Genomic DNA, 19,242 nt, shown 5'->3' on the forward strand with positions numbered 1-19,242 from the left:
CGGAGAGGTAGTCCCATGTTCATAAAGACCCTTACCGCCCTCGCAGCCCTGGCCGCTGGCGCCGCAGTACTCGGCTCACCGGCCCGCGCCGAAGACAAATCTGCGACGTCGATTGTGCAGTTGCCCGCTGCGGGCGGCACTGTCACGCAGGAGGAAGGCAGCTTCACGCTGAACAACAATACGGGATCGGCGAACTTCACCGTGCCGCTACCCACCCTGCCGACGCGCGGCCAGTTCGGGCCGCAACTGAGCCTCACCTACAGCCAGTTCGCGGGCGATACCGGCAACGGGCTCGGTATCGGCTGGCAGTTCAATACCCAGGCGATCGCCGTCAATGACGATCTCGGCACGGCCGTGCCCGGCACCAAGCCAGGCGGCGATTTCTTCTCCCGCCTGTCGTATATGGGCGCGCGGCTCATCTTCCTCGGCAACCAGAACGGCGTCTGGGAGTACAAGCCCGAATATGCCGAGGATTTCGTCAAGATCCTCTACCACACTGGCGCGTTCGACGTCCTTTCGCTCGACCTGACGGGCGGCCTACACACCGACACCATCTCCTCTGGTTTCGAGGTGATCAACGCCAACGGAACACGGCTGATCTTCAGCGGCGATTCCTCCGTGGCGGAGGGCAATTTCGATGTAGCCGCGCCCTATGTCACGAAATGGCCGCTGGTGCTGCAGCTCAATGCCAACCGCGAAGCCATCCGCTACGAGTACCAGCGTTTCGGTGGACGCAGCTACCTGACAAAGGCCAGCTTCGCCGGCGGTCAGAGCAGCTATCAGTTCGAGCTGATCGAGACGCAATCGACGCTCGTAAGCCACACCAATGGCAGCAAACAGGAGAACGCCCGGCTCTACGGCAAGGTGACGGCCAAGTTCAAAGACACCGTCTACGCCCAATGGTGCATGGGATATGTCGGCCGTGATACCAGTGACACGTCAAAGTTCGTCGTCCGGGCGCATCCGGACTGCCTGGCGAAGGCTCAGGCCGACCTCACGCCGCTCATCGACGCGCAGTCGGTCAATGTGCTCGACCAGCTGCGCGTGCTCTACCGGTATGGTGACACCGGCGGCGAGGCGCTGGCGCAATCGACGCTGAAGTTCCCGGACATCCATTTCGGCTATTCGTCGTGGACAAGCGCCGAACTGGCGTCGCGCCCCGTCGTGTTCGAAGCGCCGAAAATGGCGTTCGCCGGCGACATCCCGCCGCAGAATTTCGAATTGGCCGACCTCAACATGGATGCACTGGTCGACATCGTGCAGACCAAGGATGACGGCGCGAGCGTGCATCTCGGAAGCGGCGACCTGAACAGCGCCTTCGGCGACACCAGCCAACTCGTGCTGTCGCGTCCGACCGAGGCTGGACTAATGCGCCAGATCGCCCCCCGGCTCACCGACAATCGCTTCGCTTTTGCCGACATCCTGGGCGACAGCTTCGTCGATATCGTCGAAATCGAAGACGGGCTGATGCACGTCTATGACGGCAAAGCCGACGGGACCTTCCCTTATCTCGGCCGCTCGATCCCGCTGCCCGGCGTCTCGCCAACGACATTCGCGGGCGGCAACGGCCGCTTCGCCGACGTTAATATGGACAGCCTGTCCGACATCGTCACGACGCGCCTCAATGCTGATGGCCGCACGGAATGGCGGATATTTCTCAATCTCACCCGGCGGCAGGCCGATGGGGGTTACAACGTCAATTTCGGAGCGCTTACCAAAGCGTTCCCATTCAACAGTCAGGACGGCCAGATACTCGGCCGCAACAATGTGCGGATGGTCGACATCAATGGCGACCGGCTGCCCGATCTCGTCGTCATCCGCCCGGCTGACCAGGGCTTCTGCCTCTATGAGAACCAGGGCAACATGTTCTCGAAGGACCCGAATGCGCTGCTGTTTGGCGACGCCGCGATTAACGATCCGGTCTGCGGTCACGGCAGCTTCTCGAAGATAGGCGGCATGCAGCCCGGCGATAACCTCGCCACAATGTGGTACATCGACGCCAACGGCGACGGCATCATCGATTTCGCGTCGATGGGCGAGCGCACTGACCAGATGCGCGTCTGGCTCGGCTTCGGCGACGGGACCTACCTGAAGGATCCGCTCAGCATCGCGCTCAATCTGCGGGTTCAACTGGGCGCGTCGACGCAGACCTTCGCTTCGCGCGTCGCAGACATCGACGGCGACGGCCAGAGCGAAATCATCGTGTTCCAGAAGCCGTCCGGCGACGAGGTGAAGCCCGTCGTCGTGATTGACTTCAACCGCACCGACACGGTGCAGTTGGTCAAGGCCAACCTGCTCACGGTCGTCGACTTCGATTCCGGCCGCCGGCACGACATTCGCTATGCGACTTCGATCGACGAGATGCTGCGCGACCGCGCCAACGGCCAGCCGACGCGCAACCTGCATTTTCCCGTTGTCGTTGCCAAGCAACTCGTCACGTCGCAGGGCATACCCGGCCAGGTTCGCGCCCAAGTGCAGACGGACGAATATTTCTACCACAATCCATTTTACGATGTGATCAATCGCCGTTTTATCGGCTTCTCGGACGTCGAGAGGATCGCGTACGGCGACGAGAACGCGGCCGGCCAGCGGGTCACGCAGCGCTCAAGCCTCGATCGCGAACAGTATTACACCTTCGCGGAAACGGCGGCTGACCTGAACCTCGCCGGCAAACTGAAGATCCGCAAGACCTATGAAGTGAAGCCCGAGGCGACGCTCGTCGCGAGCGCGGAGACGACCGAGACGCTCGATCCGTCGGCGGCGGCGCTGCACTCGCTGTCGACCGCCACGCGCACCCAGAAGCTGCCGACGACCGGGATGATGTTGAAGTGCGAGTCGTCGGTGTGGGAGACGTTTTCGCGTGGCGACGGCTCGTCCTATCTCAGAAAGGTCAAGGAGACGCTGACCGGTTCCGCCGGCGACGCCGAACAGCAGGACCCGGCCGATCCCGAATGTAAGGACCCGGTGAAGGTCCAGACGTATGCCGATTTCGACGAATTCAATATGCCCGCCTCGGAAACTGTGCAGGTTCGCGATATCCCGGGACCCGCGGATTTGACCATTCAGGGCTTTAGCCGCACCACCCAGACCGGGTATGCGCAGTCGCGTGCCGATCTCGCCGCGCTCAGCATTGTCAACGCCGCATCCGAGCGCCGTATCCTAACCGGAACGCGACTGCTCAGCCGTGAAAGCTTCACCTATCTAGCCGACGCGGGCGGTCGCATGGGCACCCGGACACTCGAAGTCTTTTCCGGCCTCAGCAACTTGCCGGCGTCGCTCGAGCAGTTCCGCAACGCCACCCGCACCCTCACCAAGAGAATGGGCTATGACGTCTTCGGCAACACCACCGCGCTGTCGGACGACCTTGGGCAGACAGAGGCCGTTCTCTACGAAGAGACCGGCACCTTGCCGATGAGCCACACCAAGATGGCGGGTGGTGCGCCTGAGCTCAACCAGATCACGTCAATGACCTACGACGGGCCACGGGCCGGAGCTGTGCGAACGATGACGACTCCCCTCGGCATGGTCGTCACCAACGACTATGACGCGCTCGGCCGTAGGATCCATGAGGTGGCAGCCGACGGTGCGGAGAAATTCTACAGCTACAAGATCGGCGAGAGCGGCCTGCCCTCACTGATCTTGACATCGAAGCGCCGTTACGCAAGCGCTGCCCAAACTCCGGAAAGCGAGAGCGAATTCATTGCCGAGCTCGCCGCCTACAACGCCCGCGGCAACCAGATCGCCGACCTGGAAAGCGTTGCCGAGGGGGGCGTGCGGGTCCGCAACTTCGCGCTCTACAATCGCAACGAGAAACTGGTCTTCCGCTGGACCCCATTCGTCGTCAGGAGCTTCGGCGGTATCGACGATCTGAACCTGCAGAAGGTCTTCGAGCTGGGCGACGTTCCGCGTCCGGATCACGAAATCGGCAACACATATACCTACGACGCAACGGGCCGCATGGTGCGTGAGTCTTACCCGTCGGGCAAGGTTTCCGAGATGACCTTCGGGCCTTGGGGCACGCACACAATAACGACCTATGCCGATCAGTTCGACGGTACGGTGCGGAGCGAGGAATATTCGCTCAGCAACGAGAACGGGGTGACCGGCTTCATCGCCGCCAATGGCGACGGCGTGATGCAAATTTCCCGCTTCGTGCGCGATTCCTTCGGCTATTTGAGCGAGATTTGGCTGCCGGGCGAAACTGCGCCTCGACGGTTGATCTACAATTCGGTCGGCGACATCGAATTCCAGTCGATCCCCGGAATGGGCGACCGGTACGCCTTCTACGACGCGCGCGGGCGGCAATCAGCGATCGCGCGCGTCGGCGTGAACGGCGAAGCTTCCGTGCAGACGTCCACCTACGACTTCCTTAACCGCAAGCTCACAGAGGTTGACGACGGTGTCCTCCATCTCGAATACCGCTACGACCGGGGCGTCGAGATAGCCTCTGCGGCCGGGTTCGAAGTGCCGATCGCGTTGCCGCTCGATAAAATAACCGAGGTCATCATCCACGATCCCAACGGCCTGTTCGATGCGGCCGAACGCTACGCCTACAACGCGAACGGCCGCATGACCGCCAACGAGGTGGAGATCAACCACGCAAAGTATGCCGATCGCTTCCATCACACGCTTGATGGCCGGATCGATTCATCGATCGGCCCACGCGGCCTGACGTCGAAATTCGCGCTTGGACCGGACAAGAATCTCCGCTCCGTGACGGTATCCCATCCGGACTTCGCCGGCCCGCAGAAAGTGATCGAGAACATCACGTACAATCCGGAAGGACGGGTCGAGCGCGTCAACTACCGGCTCGGCGCCTTCACGCAGATGACCTACGATCCGACGACGCTGTTCCTGACGCATATCGTCTCGCAAGCGGGAGGCGTTCCGCTGCAGGACTTGACCATGGCTTTCAACTCGAACGGCTCCATCACACAGATCGTCGATGCGCTGGGCAGTGGCGCCGGCGACGCGACCCATGTCGACCGTTCCGGCACCTTTCACTATGACTTCAAGAACGAGCTCGTGAGTATCGATCGCTATGGCAAACATGCCGAATTCGGCTATTCGCCTGCCGGCACCTTCGCCCGCAATGACGAGCTCGATCCCGGAGCACGGATTGTCCCGGCGGCAGCCAGCGCGACCGGCCTCATTCCGACCGGCAGCGCGTCCAAGCCATATGGTTTCGATGGCTTCGGCCAGCTGGCGACGTCGCCGAACCTTACCGGCACTGTCTTTGACATCAACGGCCGGCTCATCCGAGCGCAAACCGCGACCAACGACGTCTTCTACGGCTACGACCAGACCGGTCGACGCCTATACAAGAAGATTGTCGCTCCGGACGGATCGAAGCCAGACCAGCTTTATCTCTATCCAGTGGAGACATTCGAGGTCGGCCCAAAGGGCGAAGAGAGCTATGTCAACATTGCCTCGACCAAGTTGGTGCGGCTCGAGCACGGCACCGGTAAATGGTTCTATTACCTCAAGGATCATATCGAGAGCAGCGACTATGTGATCGCCTCGGGCGGCGCCCCGGTCGAGCAAATGCTCTATCGGGCATACGGAACCGAGCACAAGCCAGAAGTACTGGCTCCTGCCTGGGCCGATCACTTGACAGACATTTCGGGCGAGTTGCCGCGCGAAAAAACCCACCATCGGTTCACCGGCAAATATCTCGACGACGATACCGGGCTCTACTACTTCGGTGCCCGCTACTACGATCCGGCCCTTGGCCGCTTCGTGTCACCCGACCCGCTGTATGTCGGCGATCCTGAGCGCTGCACCGGCAACCCCACATCATGCAATCTCTTCGCCTATGCCAACAATAATCCGATGGCCTATATCGACCCGACAGGTCTCAAGGAGATCGTGGCCGGCGATGCCGCCTATCGGCGGCAAGTTGAGGAGGATATCCAACGCACAGACCCGACTGCCCGAGTCGACAGCAAGACCGGCGAAGTTTCGCAAAGCTGGCTCCACGGGGCCTGGCTCGACGTCAAGGACTTCTTCGTACCCGGTACCGGGATGGATACAGGGCGCGAACTCACCAAGAGGATTGTCGACAGCCCAGAAACGGTGACGATCCAGAACGTGGCCGGCCGCACCGGAACCGATCTCGCCGATCATACGAAGGATCCGACGACGACACCGGGAGGGGCGGTCATCTCTTACGATCCGGCGGCAGCCCGTATCCGCACGTCGAGCGAGTTCGACAAATCGACCGGCACGGTCGCGACAAACCCGGCCGATCCTGGCATCGTGCTCGCCCATGAGCAGATCCACGCCTCCCACATCCAGGCGGGACAGATTTCCGGCATGGGTCCAGCCACCTACAACGGGCTTGATGGAAAGCCACATACCTCCATGGACGAGGAAGCGCGGACCGTCGGTGTCGGCGGAACGCCGCGGCCTGACGACATAACGGAGAACCAATTGCGCGACATGCTCGGTATCAAGCCGCGCAACCACTACAACTGATTCGCGGCAACGCAGAAGGACGGAGGCATGACATGCGTAACTTCCCTCTCTCTACGGCAGCGCTGGCCGGGCTGGCGATGCTCATCACTGCGGCGGCCCTCGCTCAATCCATGAACCCGCAGATGAAGGAGCCGCAAGCGATGCCACTCGATTTCCTGACCTGGATCGATCGTGACGCAGACTGGCTGCAGAAGCAAATTGCCGCACTTGGCGGGTCGGGAAAGCTCACCATCGATGGCGGCATTCTGGAGACGACCGACCTTGATACGTTGAAGGCAGCCAATCGCATTCGTGCCTTTGCCTACCTCGCGACCAAGGGGCTGAGGCCTCCCTATTTCGATCTGACGATCGCTGCGGGTGACGCGACGAAGCGGTGCGTCACGCAATTCCCCCGCAGCATTGCTCCAGGCATCGGTCCCATGGATTTCGCAAGGAAGAGTTTCCCGGCGGACGCTGCCGACCAAACCGAACTGAAATCCTGCACGGTCGCAGGTCAGGGTAAAGACTATGCCGGGCTTGACCGGGCGACCTTTCGAGATCGCTACTTCGATGCATCAGGCACATTGAAGCCGGAATTTCGCAACCTCGGCGACGATCCCGCTTTCAGAGCCAAGGCGATCGACGAGGGCTTCTTCCTGGCGACGGAGGATTATAGCGGGCTGTTGCAGCTGGACCTGCGGTAGGCCAGCCGCGAGGTAGCAAGCAACACCTGGCGCCGACGAAACGCTAGACTTGTATTGTCCACGTGCTTTGTGGGGCCGACCAGCGCCAGCACCAGGCGGGGCCGGTCCTTGTCGCCTTCTCCGCGCCCTCCCGGTGTGCCAATGCCAGAGATAGGAATATCGGAAGACCTGTGCGACCTTGGACTTTGGTTTTGGCTCAGAGAGCTCGTCGTGAGATGGTCGAGACTGGGCTCCATGCGGAGACTTCGACCGCAGCGATATCGTCCTTGTTGAGCTCCGCTATCAACTCGACCCGCCTATCGCGCTTCAACAGCCGGACAAAAACCTCGTAGGCCAGCAGCACGGTGCGTGCGATGACGACCGGATTGCGGACGGAGGTATCTTCATAAGCGCCGAAGTTTTTCTCGAGAGGGCGGCGGCGGTGACGGTGGCGGTCATCGGCGTCACGGGTTTAACCCGGAATAGAGGCGCTTTTCGCGCTTTCCGCGAGTGCCTGGCGCCAACCAAATGGAAACGAGCCCGTGACAAGGCTGCTTGCAAGATCCAGCTGAAATCGCGGCGAGACGGGCTGAAGCCGTCTACGCGCTCAACTGCTTGCCGTCCTTCGACCGCCGGGATCTAGCCGGAGTTTTGACCGACGACGACCACGCCGGCTCGCTCACAAAAACAACAAGGCCCACTCCCGGGCCTTGTCGTATCACCTCTGCTGTCGGCCCTGCCCTCAGTTTCCCATCATCTGCTTGGCATTTTCCGGCGTGATCGCGGTCGTGTCCACCGTAACCGTCGGCTCCACCGACGAAGCACACTCAAGCAGGATCTTTTTCGACATCTCGATCGCTTCCTTGGCGCCGGTCGGGTAGGTGAAGGTTGCCGCCCAGTCGCCCTTGGCCACGGCCTCGATGCCGCCGGCCGGACCCGGCAGGCCATCAGTGCCGATGATCTTGACCTGCTTGCCCGCGCCCTTGGCTGCGAGCAGCGCACCCGCCGCCATCATGTCGTTCGAGGCATAGAGCACCTTGATGTCCGGGTGCGCTTGCAGCATGGCGGAAAAGGCGGTCTGAGCTTTGTCGGGCACCCAGTCGGCGGCCTGCTCGGCCACCACTTGGATTTTGGCATTCTCCTTCACACCGTCCTTGAAGCCGTTGAGCCGCTCCACCGCTGGCGTCGAACTCGGCAGCCCTTCAAGCACCGCCGCCTCGCCGCCTTCCGGGAGCAGGGTCTTTGCGGTGTATTTGCCCGCTTCGAGCGCGATCTTGTAATTGTCGCCGCCGATGAAGGCGGTGTAGTCCTTGCCGGGGTCGCCTACCGTTTTGCGGTCTAGTTCGATGACGGGAATGCCGGCATCCATCGCGCGCTTCACCGCCGGGGTTATGGGTGCTGCCTCGAAGGGCGAGATCAACAGCAGATCAACTTTCTGGGTTATGAAGTTGTCCACCTGCGAGGTCTGCGTGTTGACGTTGCCGGCGCCGTCGGCGATCTGCAGCGTGAACTGCGGCACATCCTTGACCGCCGCGGTCAGCTCGTCATTGACATGCTGGCGGTAGGGCTCGGCATTGTTCGCCTGCGAAAAGCCGATGATGAACTGGCCGTCCTTGGCGCAGGCCTTGACCATCGGGTCGGCCGCTTGGGCAGCACCCGCCATGCACAGGCAAGAGCCTGCCAGAAAGGCGACCTGCAGGGCGCGCCTCGATCCTTTTTCCATCGTTGTCATGCTTGCTCTCCTCCTCGTCGGGCCTATGGCCAGACCTTGGTTTCATGGTCTTCCAAATGCTGCCGCCGGCCTCCTATCGTCCCAAACCCTCGCGGCGGCGAACGAGGGATTGAAGCACTGCCGCCACAACGATGATCGCGGCGGTCGCGAGCAGCTGCATGGCGGGGGTAATGTTGTTGAGCTGAAGGATGTTGGCGAGCGCGCCGAGCATGATGGTGCCGGCAACGGTGCCGACCATCGAGCCGGCGCCGCCGAACAGGCTGGTGCCGCCGATGACCACGGCCGCGATGGCCGTGAGCTCATAGCCCATACCGTCATTGGCGCTGCCGAAGTTGAACTGACCCGCATGCACGATGCCGGCAAGGGCGGCGGCAAATCCGGTAATGGCATAGACCGAGATCTTGACCATAGAGACAGGAACGCCCGAAATGCGCGCCGCTCGCTCGTTGCCGCCGACGGCAAAGACATAGCGGCCGAAGCGCGTGGTATTCAGTACCAGGGTAGCAATAGCGGCGAAGACGATGAAGACGATGGTCGCCACCGGCACTGTGTTGTTGAACAGGCGCTCGCCCAGTACCGCGAAGACAGGTGGCGCCAGGCCGGGCCCCTCGCCATAGGAAATATTAATGTACTGGTTGCCGGAAACGACCAGCGCGAGACCCCGCGCCGCCTGCAGGCCGGCGAGCGTGACGATGAACGGCTCAAGCCGAAAGCGGCTGGAAATGGTGCCCTGGATCACGCCGAAGACGGTGCCCATTACCAGCACCGCGAGAATGGTCGGGATAAGCCCGAAGCCGCCGGAGATCATCATCGTCGCGGTGACGACGCTGGAGAGACCAAGCACTGCCCCCACCGAAAGGTCGATGCCGGCGGTGATAATGACGAAGGTCATGCCGATGGCGATAATGCCGGTCTCCGACACGGCGCGCACGATGTTGGCCATGTTGTCGGGCGCAAGGAATAGTATCTCGCCATGGCGCCTGGGCGAGAAGATGACGCCGCCGATCGCCACCAGCACCAGGCCGATCAAGCTTTGGAAGCGCACGATCAGCGCGAGTGGATCGCGATGCTTTGCGGCCGGTGCGGCTAGCACCGGACCGCTGGCAACCGAAATCTTCTGTTCGGACATCACGCCTCCCTGCCATTTGCCGCTGCCATCACGGTGTGCTCGTCAACGCCACCGGTGAATTCCGCTACATTGCGCCCCTGGCGCAGCACCACGATGCGATCGCACAGGCCAATCAGCTCCGGCATTTCGCTGGAGGCAACTAGGATGCCCAGGCCTTGTGCAGCCAACTGCCGCAGCCGCTGATAGATCTCGCCCTTGGCGCCGACATCGACGCCGCGAGTCGGCTCGTCGAGCAGCAAGAGCCGGGGATTGCCAAGCATCTCCTTGGCCAGCACCACCTTCTGCTGGTTGCCGCCGGACAGCGCGCCGACCGCGATGTCGGGATTCTTCGGCCGAATGTCGAACTGGCCGAACGATTGTTTCACCGCCTCGGCCTGGCGGCCCGGTGACATCAGTCCGCCCGGCGATATTCGCCGGATCACCGACATGACGAGGTTGAGGCCAACCGCCATCCTCAGCATTAGGCCACTGCCACGGCGGTCGTCCGTGACGAAGGCGATGCCGGCAAGGCGCGCGGCTCTGATCGAATCAAGCTTGACCGGACGGCCGGAAATGACCACGCCGCCCTCCCATTGGCCGGAAAGGCCGGTGCCGTAAAGCGCGCTCAGGAGCTCGGTGCGCCCTGCCCCCATGATGCCAGCCAGCCCGACGATCTCGCCTTCATGCACCTCGAGTGAAAGCCCTGTCGGGGCCTGCCAGCCGGCGCTGTCGCGCGCTAGCTGGAAGCTGGCATTGCGCAGGCTGAGCAGAGCCCGGCCGACGGCCGTGGTGCGCTGGGGATAGAGTTCGTCCAGTGGGCGCCCGACGAGCAGCCGCACCAGTTCGGCCTGCGGTGTGTGCGGATCGGTGATGCCAGCTACACGTCCGTCCCGCATCACCGTCACCCGGTCCGCGATCTGCGGCACTTCCTCCAGACGGTGGGAGATATAGACGATGCCGACGCCACTGACGGCGAGCTTGCGCATGATGTCGAACAGCCTCTCGACCTCGCCCACCGTTAGGGCCGCCGTCGGCTCGTCCATGATCAGGACCCGCGTCGCATAGGACAACGCTTTGACGATCGCAACGACCTGGCGTTGCCCTATCGAGAGGTCGCCGACTAGCCCGGCGGGATCGATAGCCAGTTCGATAGCTTGCAGACGCTTGCGAGCTTCGCGGCGCATCCCCGCCACATCGAGCAGTCCGCCCGAGCGCATCAATTCGCGGCCAAGGAAGAGGTTTGACGCCACATCGAGCGTTGGAACGAGATCAAGCTCCTGAAAAATGGTCGCAATTCCGGCCGTCTGCGCCTCGCGCGGGTTGTTGAACCGCACCGGCTTGCCGTCAATCTGGATTGTACCTTCGTCGGGTGCGTAAACTCCCGACAGCAGATTCATCAATGTCGATTTGCCGGCGCCGTTCTCGCCCAGCAGGGCGTGGATCTCGCCTGGCTTGAGATCAAAATCGACACCGCGTAGTGCCTGAACGCCGCCGAAGCGTTTCACGGCCCCTGTCACCGATAGAAGCGGCGCGCTCATGCCGGCCTCCCGCAGGATTGACGGGCATGCAGCGTCGCCTGAAGCCGCACCGAGCGGGGCTCTGTATCCGTTGATGCAATTCGGGCGCTAAGCAGCGATGCGGCCTGCCGCCCGATTTCGGCGCAAGGCTGCGCAATAAGGGTCAGTTGCGGCTCAAAACAATCGGCCCATTCGAAGTCGTCAAAGCCGACAAGTGAAAGATCCCGAGGTATTTCGAGAGCTTTTTCGCGAACCGCTCGGACCGCTCCGATCGTCGCCATATTGTTGCCGGTGACCAAGGCCGTAGGCGGCGAAGGCAACGACAACATCGCGCGGGTCGATGCCGTAGCGCTCGCCGTGTCGACGTTCCCTGGCTGCAGATATTCCGACACGTAGGCAAGTCCGTTAGCCATCAAAGCTGACTTGAACGCATCGATACGTTCGCGAGTCGTAGCAAGGCCCGGCTGCCCTGCAATGAACCCAATCCGCTGATGGCCGAAGGATGCGACGTGATCGATAAGAGCGCGCATCGCAGATTGGTTCTCAACGCCGATCTGGTCAAATCGTTCGTCGGCAAACCGGTCGATCAGAACGCAGGGAACCATTTTCTCGGCAAGGTAATTGGTGGCTCGCTCTGGGGCACCCGAGGGCGCCAAAATAACGCCGTCAACACGTCGTTGATGGAAGGCGCGAACGACCGCAAGCTCCCGATCAGGATCGTCCTGCGTGTCGGAAAGGAAAACCATGAGGCCAAGACGCGCGCATTCCGCTTCCACGGCACAGATGATGTCAGTGAAATACGGGTTCGAGATCGCCGAAATCGCCAAGCCGACGCTGTTGGTTGAAGCGACCTTGAGGGAACGCGCCAGCCCATTGGGCTGATATCCAAGCAAAGCAATCGCTTCGTTAATGGCTCTCGATTTCGCAGGCGAGACAAAGCGCGTGCGGTTGATCACATGTGACACCGTTGAGACCGACACCCCGGCACGACGGGCTACCTCAACCATCGTTGCCATTGCGGCTCAAACGGAGTGCTACACGCAAGCGCTCCTCCCTGATGTTGCGCTTTAAACCCGCTCTGTCCTGGCGGATACAATAACCATAGTGCCATCGAAACGTTTGCGCAATCGATTCGATAGTCGTTTTGATCTAATTAGACTAATGTTGTCTGGAATGGAGCAAAGCAGACATACGACGTCCGCTCGCTCACCACCCGAACTTTGTGGGCACGTTTAGGAACGGTGCGCGAGCAGATACCAACCCGTCGGAAAGATCACGGTCCCGAGAGACGCTTCAATCTGGCGTCACGCACCTTATCGGCTCGCTGGCGGCACTGGCGGGACATCGTCGGCTATTTCCTGCCTGAGCCTTGGTCCTTTGCTGAGCCGGCGACCGAGCGCATCGACGAAATTGTCGTAGCGCTGCAAGCCCTTGGCGCGCGCCTCCGCTTGCGCCGATTCCGGCAAGGCTGGAGTCGAGTTGAGCCAAAACCGGACGAACAATGCTAACGTCTCAATAGCAATTCCGACGTCACGCTCGACCCGCTGCACGCGTCGATCGATCTGGTCGAGGCGGCGAGTGATCGCCGCTTGCTTTCGTTCTTCGGCGTCCGGCGACAGGAACGACGCGAGCGCAGCCTCGGCGACCAGTGACAGCGAGACCTCGCGCCGCCCAGCGTAATCCGCCAGTGCCCTCATTATGTCAGGGTCGAGATAGGCAGACAGACGTCTTTTCTTGGCGTTCTTCATGCGCTCAAAGCTCAATGCCATCATTGGGGTCAAGGGCGGCCTGACGAGCTGCGCGTCTCATGGCTTGATCGACACTGCGGCGACGAACGGCGTCATCATCGGGCTCGTCCCTGTCGAGGTCGAACTCATCGTCGCAGCGTGCCGTTCGTTCCGGCGCGATGTCTTCGTGTTCGGGAAGCTCGGGCTGGCGGCGAATGCCGCCATTGGCCGGATCCTCGTCCTGCTGATCCCTGGCAAGCCTCAGCTTGCGAGATTTGCCTTCCGGCTCAGCAAGAAGTGTCGTGTCGGTCCAGTCGTCAGGGCGAGCGTTCTGCGTTGTCCCTCCGGTCCTTGGTGGCGGCAAGACGCGCTCGGCAAGACGCGGGTCGGCAAAGTAGCGTGCCTTCTTCGCACGGACTGGGAACTGGCCCGAGATCATAATGATCGCCTCGGTCGGCGGCAGCTGCATGATCTCGCCCGGCGTCATCAGTGCACGCGCCGTTTCCTGCCGCGACACCATCAGATGCCCGAGCCAGGGCGACAATCTGTGCCCCGCATAGTTCTTCATGGCGCGCAACTCGGTCGCGGTCCCCAGAGAGTCTGAGACGCGCTTGGCCGTCCTCTCGTCATTCGTGGCGAAGCTCACCCGCACATGACAATTGTCGAGGATGGAATTGTTCGGTCCGTAGGCCTTCTCGATCTGATTGAGCGATTGTGCAATCAGGAACGACTTGATGCCATACCCGGCCATGAAGGCCAGCGCGCTTTCGAAGAAATCGAGCCTGCCAAGCGCGGGAAACTCGTCCAGCAGCATCAAAAGACGCTGCCGGTGATCCTTCGCGTGAAGATCTTCGGCGAGCCTGCGGCCGATCTGGTTAAGCACGAGTCGGATCAGCGGCTTTGTGCGACTGATGTCCGATGGCGGCACGACCAGATAAAGCGTCGTCGGCCGTGCCTCCTCGACAAGGTCTGCGATCCGCCAGTCACAGCATGACGTCACCTTGGCCACAACTGGATCGCGGTAGAGGCCCAGAAAACTCATGGCCGTCGAGAGCACGCCGGAACGCTCGTTCTCGGACTTGTTAAGCAGTTCCCGAGCAGCCGACGCCACGACGGGATGCGGGCCTGCATCACCCAAATGCCGCGTCAGCATCATGGCGCGCAGCGTTGCCTCGATTGGCCGCTCTGGATCGGAAAGGAAGTTCGCCACGCCTGCGAGGGTCTTGTCTTTCTCCGCATAGAGCGCGTGCAGTATTGCGCCGACCAGCAACGAATGGCTGGTCTTCTCCCAGTGGTTGCGGCGTTCCAATGTGCCTTCTGGGTCGACCAGGACATCCGCCACGTTCTGCACATCTCGAACTTCCCACTCGCCCCGTCGCACCTCCAGCAGAGGATTGTAGGCTGCTGATCCAGCATTGGTCGGGTCGAACAGAAGCACCTGGCCGAAACGGGCCCGCCATCCGGCCGTCAGTTCCCAGTTTTCGCCTTTGATGTCGTGGACGATTGCCGAACCCGGCCAGGTCAGTAGTGACGGCACGACCAGGCCGACGCCTTTGCCGCTTCGGGTCGGTGCGAAACATAGCACGTGTTCCGGACCGTCGTGGCGCAGATAGTGTCGGCCCAACATACCCAGGATCACCCCATCCTGACCGATCATCCCAGCGGCCTTGATTTCGTCTCGCGTCGCCCAGCGCGCCGAGCCGTAAGTCGTGGTGTCCTTTGCCTCGCGCCCCCGCCACAGCGACATCCCGATCGCTGCGACGATAGCCATGAGGCTTCCGCTCGCCGCAATCGCCGCGCCCTCCAGGAAGACCTTCGGCGCGTAGGCGTCGTAGAAAAACCACCACCAGAAAAAGGCTGGCGGCGGATAAACGGGCTGTCCAGCCAATTCGAACCACGGCGGACCGAGTTGGCTTTGAAAGCCGAGCCGCCCTGCCGTCCACTGTGTTGCTCCCCATGTCGTCGCGACGACGATCAGAAAGGCGGTGAGTATCTGGCCCCATAAAACCTTGCTTGCCGGCATCGATCGTTTCCCAAATGGATGATCGGAACAACCGAAAAGCTCGAATTCCTAAATCCGCAAGAAGAAAGGGGCGGTCGAAGCAGCATGGCGTACCCGGACGTGGAAAGACTTGCCCGATGCGGGCTCGAATGTTGAACGAGCATCGGGGGGCTGCTTTCTTCTGGAGCCGTTGAGCCGCTACTTTGCCCAATGATAATCAGTTGTCTCGGCTCAGATGGCATTTGACGAGATGGACGGGTTCTTGGAGAACCGCGGATTGCCCACGACCAAATGAACAAGAGCCCTCAGCGGCGCGCCGAGCCGGAGAACGCTCTAGTCCCGGCAAGTGGTGGTCAGCCGGAATTGCCGTTCTGCTGAGCTCGAATCTTACCGCCTCCCTGATCGGTAGCGCGATAGGTCCAGAGCCGACTCGATGAGCAGACCCATCAAGTCTGTTCAATTTTGTTAATCAATTCAGTCACATCAACTATTGCCATGGACTTTCGTTGGAACTGTTGCGCGCGCCGGCCTCACGGGTCGCGGAATCTAGTGGGCCGCACCAAAGTTCCAGATGTCCCGATGCAGGCGCCACGTCCCGTCGTCCCCTTTTTTCCAAACGACAATGTACTTGCCCGCAACGGTGGAAGGGGCACCGCCTTTGCTCGGCACACCGAGCGTAAATGCGCCAACTTCGTAGGCGAGATTCCCGCTCTCTTCCACTTCCAGCGCCTTCAGGGTGAGATTCTTCATCCCGGCCTTGATTGCGCCCTGCCAGAATTCTTCCACGCCCTTGCGGTCATCGACGCGTTTGCCGTCGGGTGGCAGCAGGGCGGCATCTTCGGTATACATTTGACCTACCGCTGCTGCGTTTCCGCTGTTGAAGGCGTCCATGAATTTTACCAACGCCGCTTCGATGTCCTCACGAGCCGAGTGGGCGGCCGCAGACAATGCAGACGAAAGAAGCAGCACAGCAGCAAATGCAAATGACTGAACCAGTCTCATTTCGTCCTCCCTTGCGTGCCCGACATGCCCACCCGATGAATAGCGCCGACCCAAGGGCGCCGCGGCGCGTTCGATGGCCAGGCGCGTATTTTATTAGACTTATCTGATATGACGGCGCAACCGCAACTGCGACCCTCGGAATGACCAGCGTAGCAGCTGCCGGAGAACTTCAAAGCGGCGGCTACCGCCTCACTGCCCTCCTCGTCTCGACGAAAGAGTTCGTTCGAATGATGCTTTTCCGTGGCTTTGCTCGCAAGTTTTCGTCAGCCAGCACAGGGCCTCCTCTTACGGTCGCTGGTCGTCAAGGCCCAGCGGCCACTAGCTGACAGTCCCCCCCGTAGCCAAGCCGCTGGGCCCCTCGACGTGGGGAACGAGCATTGGAGACGATGTCGCGCTTTCCGTTACAGCCCGAAGGCGGGTGACAGATGACCGCGTCAGCCTCTCCACTCCGAGCTACGATTTCACGCATTCGATCAGGCACAGCCCTCTCGGGCACCAAGCATGAGTCAGCTCCCGAATGAGCAGGTGCCGCCCAGTTCAGCTTCGGCCCTTGCGCGCGCAAAGTATTGGGCGAGATCGATCGGCAGTCCGATCGGCAAATTGGGGCAGCGATGGCGAGAATGAATGCCAGGAACTTCCCTTCGGTGCCGCTTCGTCGATCTGTTTGCCGAGAAGACGCGCGCTGCGTGCCGCCCCCCATACCGCAGAGAACTCACTTCAGGTCACACACACACGACGCCACCGAGATCCTGCATCACTTTTCTACTCCGACGCCGCCACGTCACCAAGATCAGTCGCGAGCGTGATCGCGGCTATCAAATCGGGATCGCGCACCGGAGCGCTCTATGAGTGAGCCCCGAACGGCGCGCTCGAGCAATCCGGCTCGACGTAAGGCGGGCCATCCGTGCCGGCCTCGTGACTAAGACGGGCGAATGGCGGTTCCTGGACTCACCTTTTTGGTCTGAAGTCGCTTCCTTGAGCCGGTGGCGGAGTTCTTGCTTGATCGACCTCAGCACTGTTTTAGAATCGGTTTTCGGAAAATTTGTCTTGTGGCATCAATTTTCATGGGATAGGATCATTTTTCATAGGTTTTGCCGACTAAACCAAAATTCAATGGAGGGATTCGCGTTTCATGCCTGCGGTGCAACAGCACCAATTTTCAGGTCCTGTTACCGTTTTTCAGGAAATCCGCCTTCCTGAAACGGCGACCCCGGCCGGGTACAGCGCCCTGATCGGAGCCTACAGGCTCGCCGCGCCCTTGCCCCGTAGGTTGTTCGCCACTGGCGAGCATCATCGCATTACCGAACGGGATGGCTGGCGGATCATGACCCCCCGCCATGCCCCAAATCCTACCCTCGAAGGCCACCTGACCTTTGCGCTCAAGTACGAGGGACTGGACCTTGCCGTCCTCAAGCGGCTGTTCCAAGTGACCGGTCCCGCGCCGATCGAGGCGCTGGTCCGTGAAAGCCCGACCGGCAGTTATGCCCGCCGCATCTGGTTTTTATATGAATGGCTGAGGGACGCGCGTATCGATCTGCCGGACGCGGAGGCCGGACGATACATTCCGGTTGTCGATCCCGAGCTGCAGTGGCCCGGACCCGACAAGACCGCTTCGCGCTATCGCGTAAGGGACAATCTCCCCGGCACGCGTGAGTTCTGCCCTCTGGTGTTCCGCACCAAGATTCTCGAAAAATTCATCGGCCTTGAACTACCGCGGCGCGCGGAGGCAATCGTAGCGGACGTGCCGCGCGACCTCCTTGCTCGGACCGCCGCCTTTCTTTTGCTCAAAGACTCGCGATCAAGCTATGCGATCGAGGGCGAGCACCCGCCGCAAGATCGCATCCAGCGCTGGGGCCGCGCCATCGGCGAAGCCGGCCGCTGGCCGATCGATCGCGATGAGCTGCTGCGTCTGCAAAGAATTGTACTTGGTGACGCTCGTTTCGTAAGACTTGGCTTCCGAAAAGAAGGAGGTTTCGTCGGTGAGCATGATCGAGACAACGGTACGCCCTTGCCCGATCACATCAGCGCTCGGCCCGAGGACCTGCCGCGGCTAATCGATGGAATGGCGGCGTTCGATCAGGGCCCCGCGCAAAAGCTTGATGCAGTCGTAGCCGCCGCAATCCTCGCCTTCGGCTTTGTCTATATTCACCCGTTCGAGGACGGAAACGGCCGCATTCACCGCTACCTAATCCACCACGTCCTTGCCATGCGCGGCTTCAATCCGCCGGGAGTGGTCTTTCCCGTCTCGGCCGCGATCCTGGACCAGATCAACGAGTACAGGGGCGTGCTCGAGAGCTATTCGCAGCGCCTTCTGCCGTTGGTGGAATGGGAACCGACGCCGCAATTCAACGTCCGGGTGCTGAATGACACCGGTGATTTCTACCGGTTCTTCGATGCAACCCCGCACGCCGAATTCCTCTATGCTTGCGTTCAGCGGACGATCGAACGGGACCTTCCCGAGGAAACCGCATTTCTGCAGCGCTACGATCAGTTCCGGCAGCAGGTGGACGCCTTTATCGACATGCCCGAGCGGTTGACCGATCTGCTCTTCCGTTTTCTTCACCAGAATGATGGCCATCTATCGAACCGCGCGCGCGAGAAGGAATTCGCCGCGCTGACCAGTGACGAGGCAGGAAGAATCGAGGCGATCTACGCGCAAACCTTTGGTGCCCATTGAAGGTGTGATCATCAGGATCGATTTTAGTCCGACGGTTTGCGATTCCCTTGTCCCTGCCTTCATCTCCGACGCTTGACTTGTCGCCGAGACATGCACGATTTTTTCCGCACGGTCTGACCGGCCACCGATCAGCCGCGGCCAGAACGCGCTTGACAAACCGGAGCGGTCCCGTCCAACCTCACGCATTCACCAGGGGAGTCCCGGCAAGGGGCTGAGATACTGCTGGCTTTCGCGGCGCAGTGACCCGTTGAACCTGATCCAGTTCATACTGGCGTAGGGACGGTGCAAGCGCTTTGCGGGAGTTTACGCCCGAGGTCCTGTTTCGGCAGGTCGACAGA

Annotated in this window: 10 protein-coding genes and 1 riboswitch; of the genes, 3 read left to right on the forward strand and 7 right to left on the reverse strand. The window is 61.1% G+C overall.

What is annotated here, in order from left to right; genetic code table 11:
- Positions 1-15: 15 nt before the first annotated feature.
- Both NKH67_RS20070 and NKH67_RS20075 read left to right on the forward strand, forming a co-directional pair.
- Entirely contained in the window at positions 16-6,477 is a 6,462-nt protein-coding gene (locus NKH67_RS20070; RefSeq protein ID WP_353031709.1) for an RHS repeat-associated core domain-containing protein, read from the forward strand.
- A gap of 32 nt (positions 6,478-6,509) precedes the next feature.
- Positions 6,510-7,160 (forward strand): hypothetical protein, encoded by a 651-nt coding sequence (locus NKH67_RS20075; RefSeq protein ID WP_352502906.1) that lies wholly within the window; start codon positions 6,510-6,512, stop codon positions 7,158-7,160.
- A 721-nt stretch (positions 7,161-7,881) separates the two neighbouring features.
- On the opposite strand, the gene NKH67_RS20080 is transcribed toward NKH67_RS20075, so the two are convergent.
- From NKH67_RS20080 to NKH67_RS20110, 7 genes are all read right to left on the reverse strand, one after another.
- Complete coding sequence (locus NKH67_RS20080) at positions 7,882-8,871, reverse strand: substrate-binding domain-containing protein (protein ID WP_353031711.1); 990 nt, start codon at positions 8,869-8,871, stop codon at positions 7,882-7,884.
- Positions 8,872-8,944: 73 nt separating this feature from the next.
- Entirely contained in the window at positions 8,945-10,000 is a 1,056-nt protein-coding gene (locus tag NKH67_RS20085; RefSeq protein WP_353031713.1) for an ABC transporter permease, read from the reverse strand.
- On the reverse strand, positions 10,000-11,517 hold the full coding sequence (locus NKH67_RS20090; protein WP_353031715.1) for a sugar ABC transporter ATP-binding protein: 1,518 nt from the start codon (positions 11,515-11,517) through the stop codon (positions 10,000-10,002). Before NKH67_RS20090 ends, NKH67_RS20085 begins: the two co-directional genes overlap by 1 nt.
- The gene (locus NKH67_RS20095) at positions 11,514-12,512 is read right to left on the reverse strand and encodes a LacI family DNA-binding transcriptional regulator (protein ID WP_353031717.1); all 999 of its coding nucleotides are present in this window, start codon (positions 12,510-12,512) and stop codon (positions 11,514-11,516) included. Before NKH67_RS20095 ends, NKH67_RS20090 begins: the two co-directional genes overlap by 4 nt.
- Positions 12,513-12,809: 297 nt before the next feature.
- Positions 12,810-13,244 carry a CopG family transcriptional regulator gene (locus NKH67_RS20100; RefSeq protein WP_352502910.1) on the reverse strand — a complete coding sequence of 145 codons (435 nt, stop codon included), beginning with the start codon at positions 13,242-13,244 and terminating at the stop codon, positions 12,810-12,812.
- Between the two features lie 4 nt (positions 13,245-13,248).
- Positions 13,249-15,246: a conjugal transfer protein TraG gene (locus NKH67_RS20105; RefSeq protein ID WP_353031719.1), complete on the reverse strand. Its 1,998-nt coding sequence runs from the start codon at positions 15,244-15,246 to the stop codon at positions 13,249-13,251.
- A 525-nt stretch (positions 15,247-15,771) separates the two neighbouring features.
- Positions 15,772-16,227 (reverse strand): YybH family protein, encoded by a 456-nt coding sequence (locus NKH67_RS20110; protein ID WP_353031721.1) that lies wholly within the window; start codon positions 16,225-16,227, stop codon positions 15,772-15,774.
- Positions 16,228-17,359: 1,132 nt separating this feature from the next.
- On the opposite strand from NKH67_RS20110, the gene NKH67_RS20115 reads away from it, so the two are divergent.
- The gene (locus tag NKH67_RS20115; RefSeq protein WP_352470527.1) at positions 17,360-18,904 is read left to right on the forward strand and encodes a Fic family protein; all 1,545 of its coding nucleotides are present in this window, start codon (positions 17,360-17,362) and stop codon (positions 18,902-18,904) included.
- A gap of 181 nt (positions 18,905-19,085) precedes the next feature.
- Positions 19,086-19,202, forward strand: a riboswitch (TPP riboswitch).
- The last annotated feature ends 40 nt before the right edge of the window (positions 19,203-19,242 follow it).

Source organism: Mesorhizobium sp. M0968 (assembly GCF_040319065.1).
Lineage (GTDB): Bacteria > Pseudomonadota > Alphaproteobacteria > Rhizobiales > Rhizobiaceae > Mesorhizobium.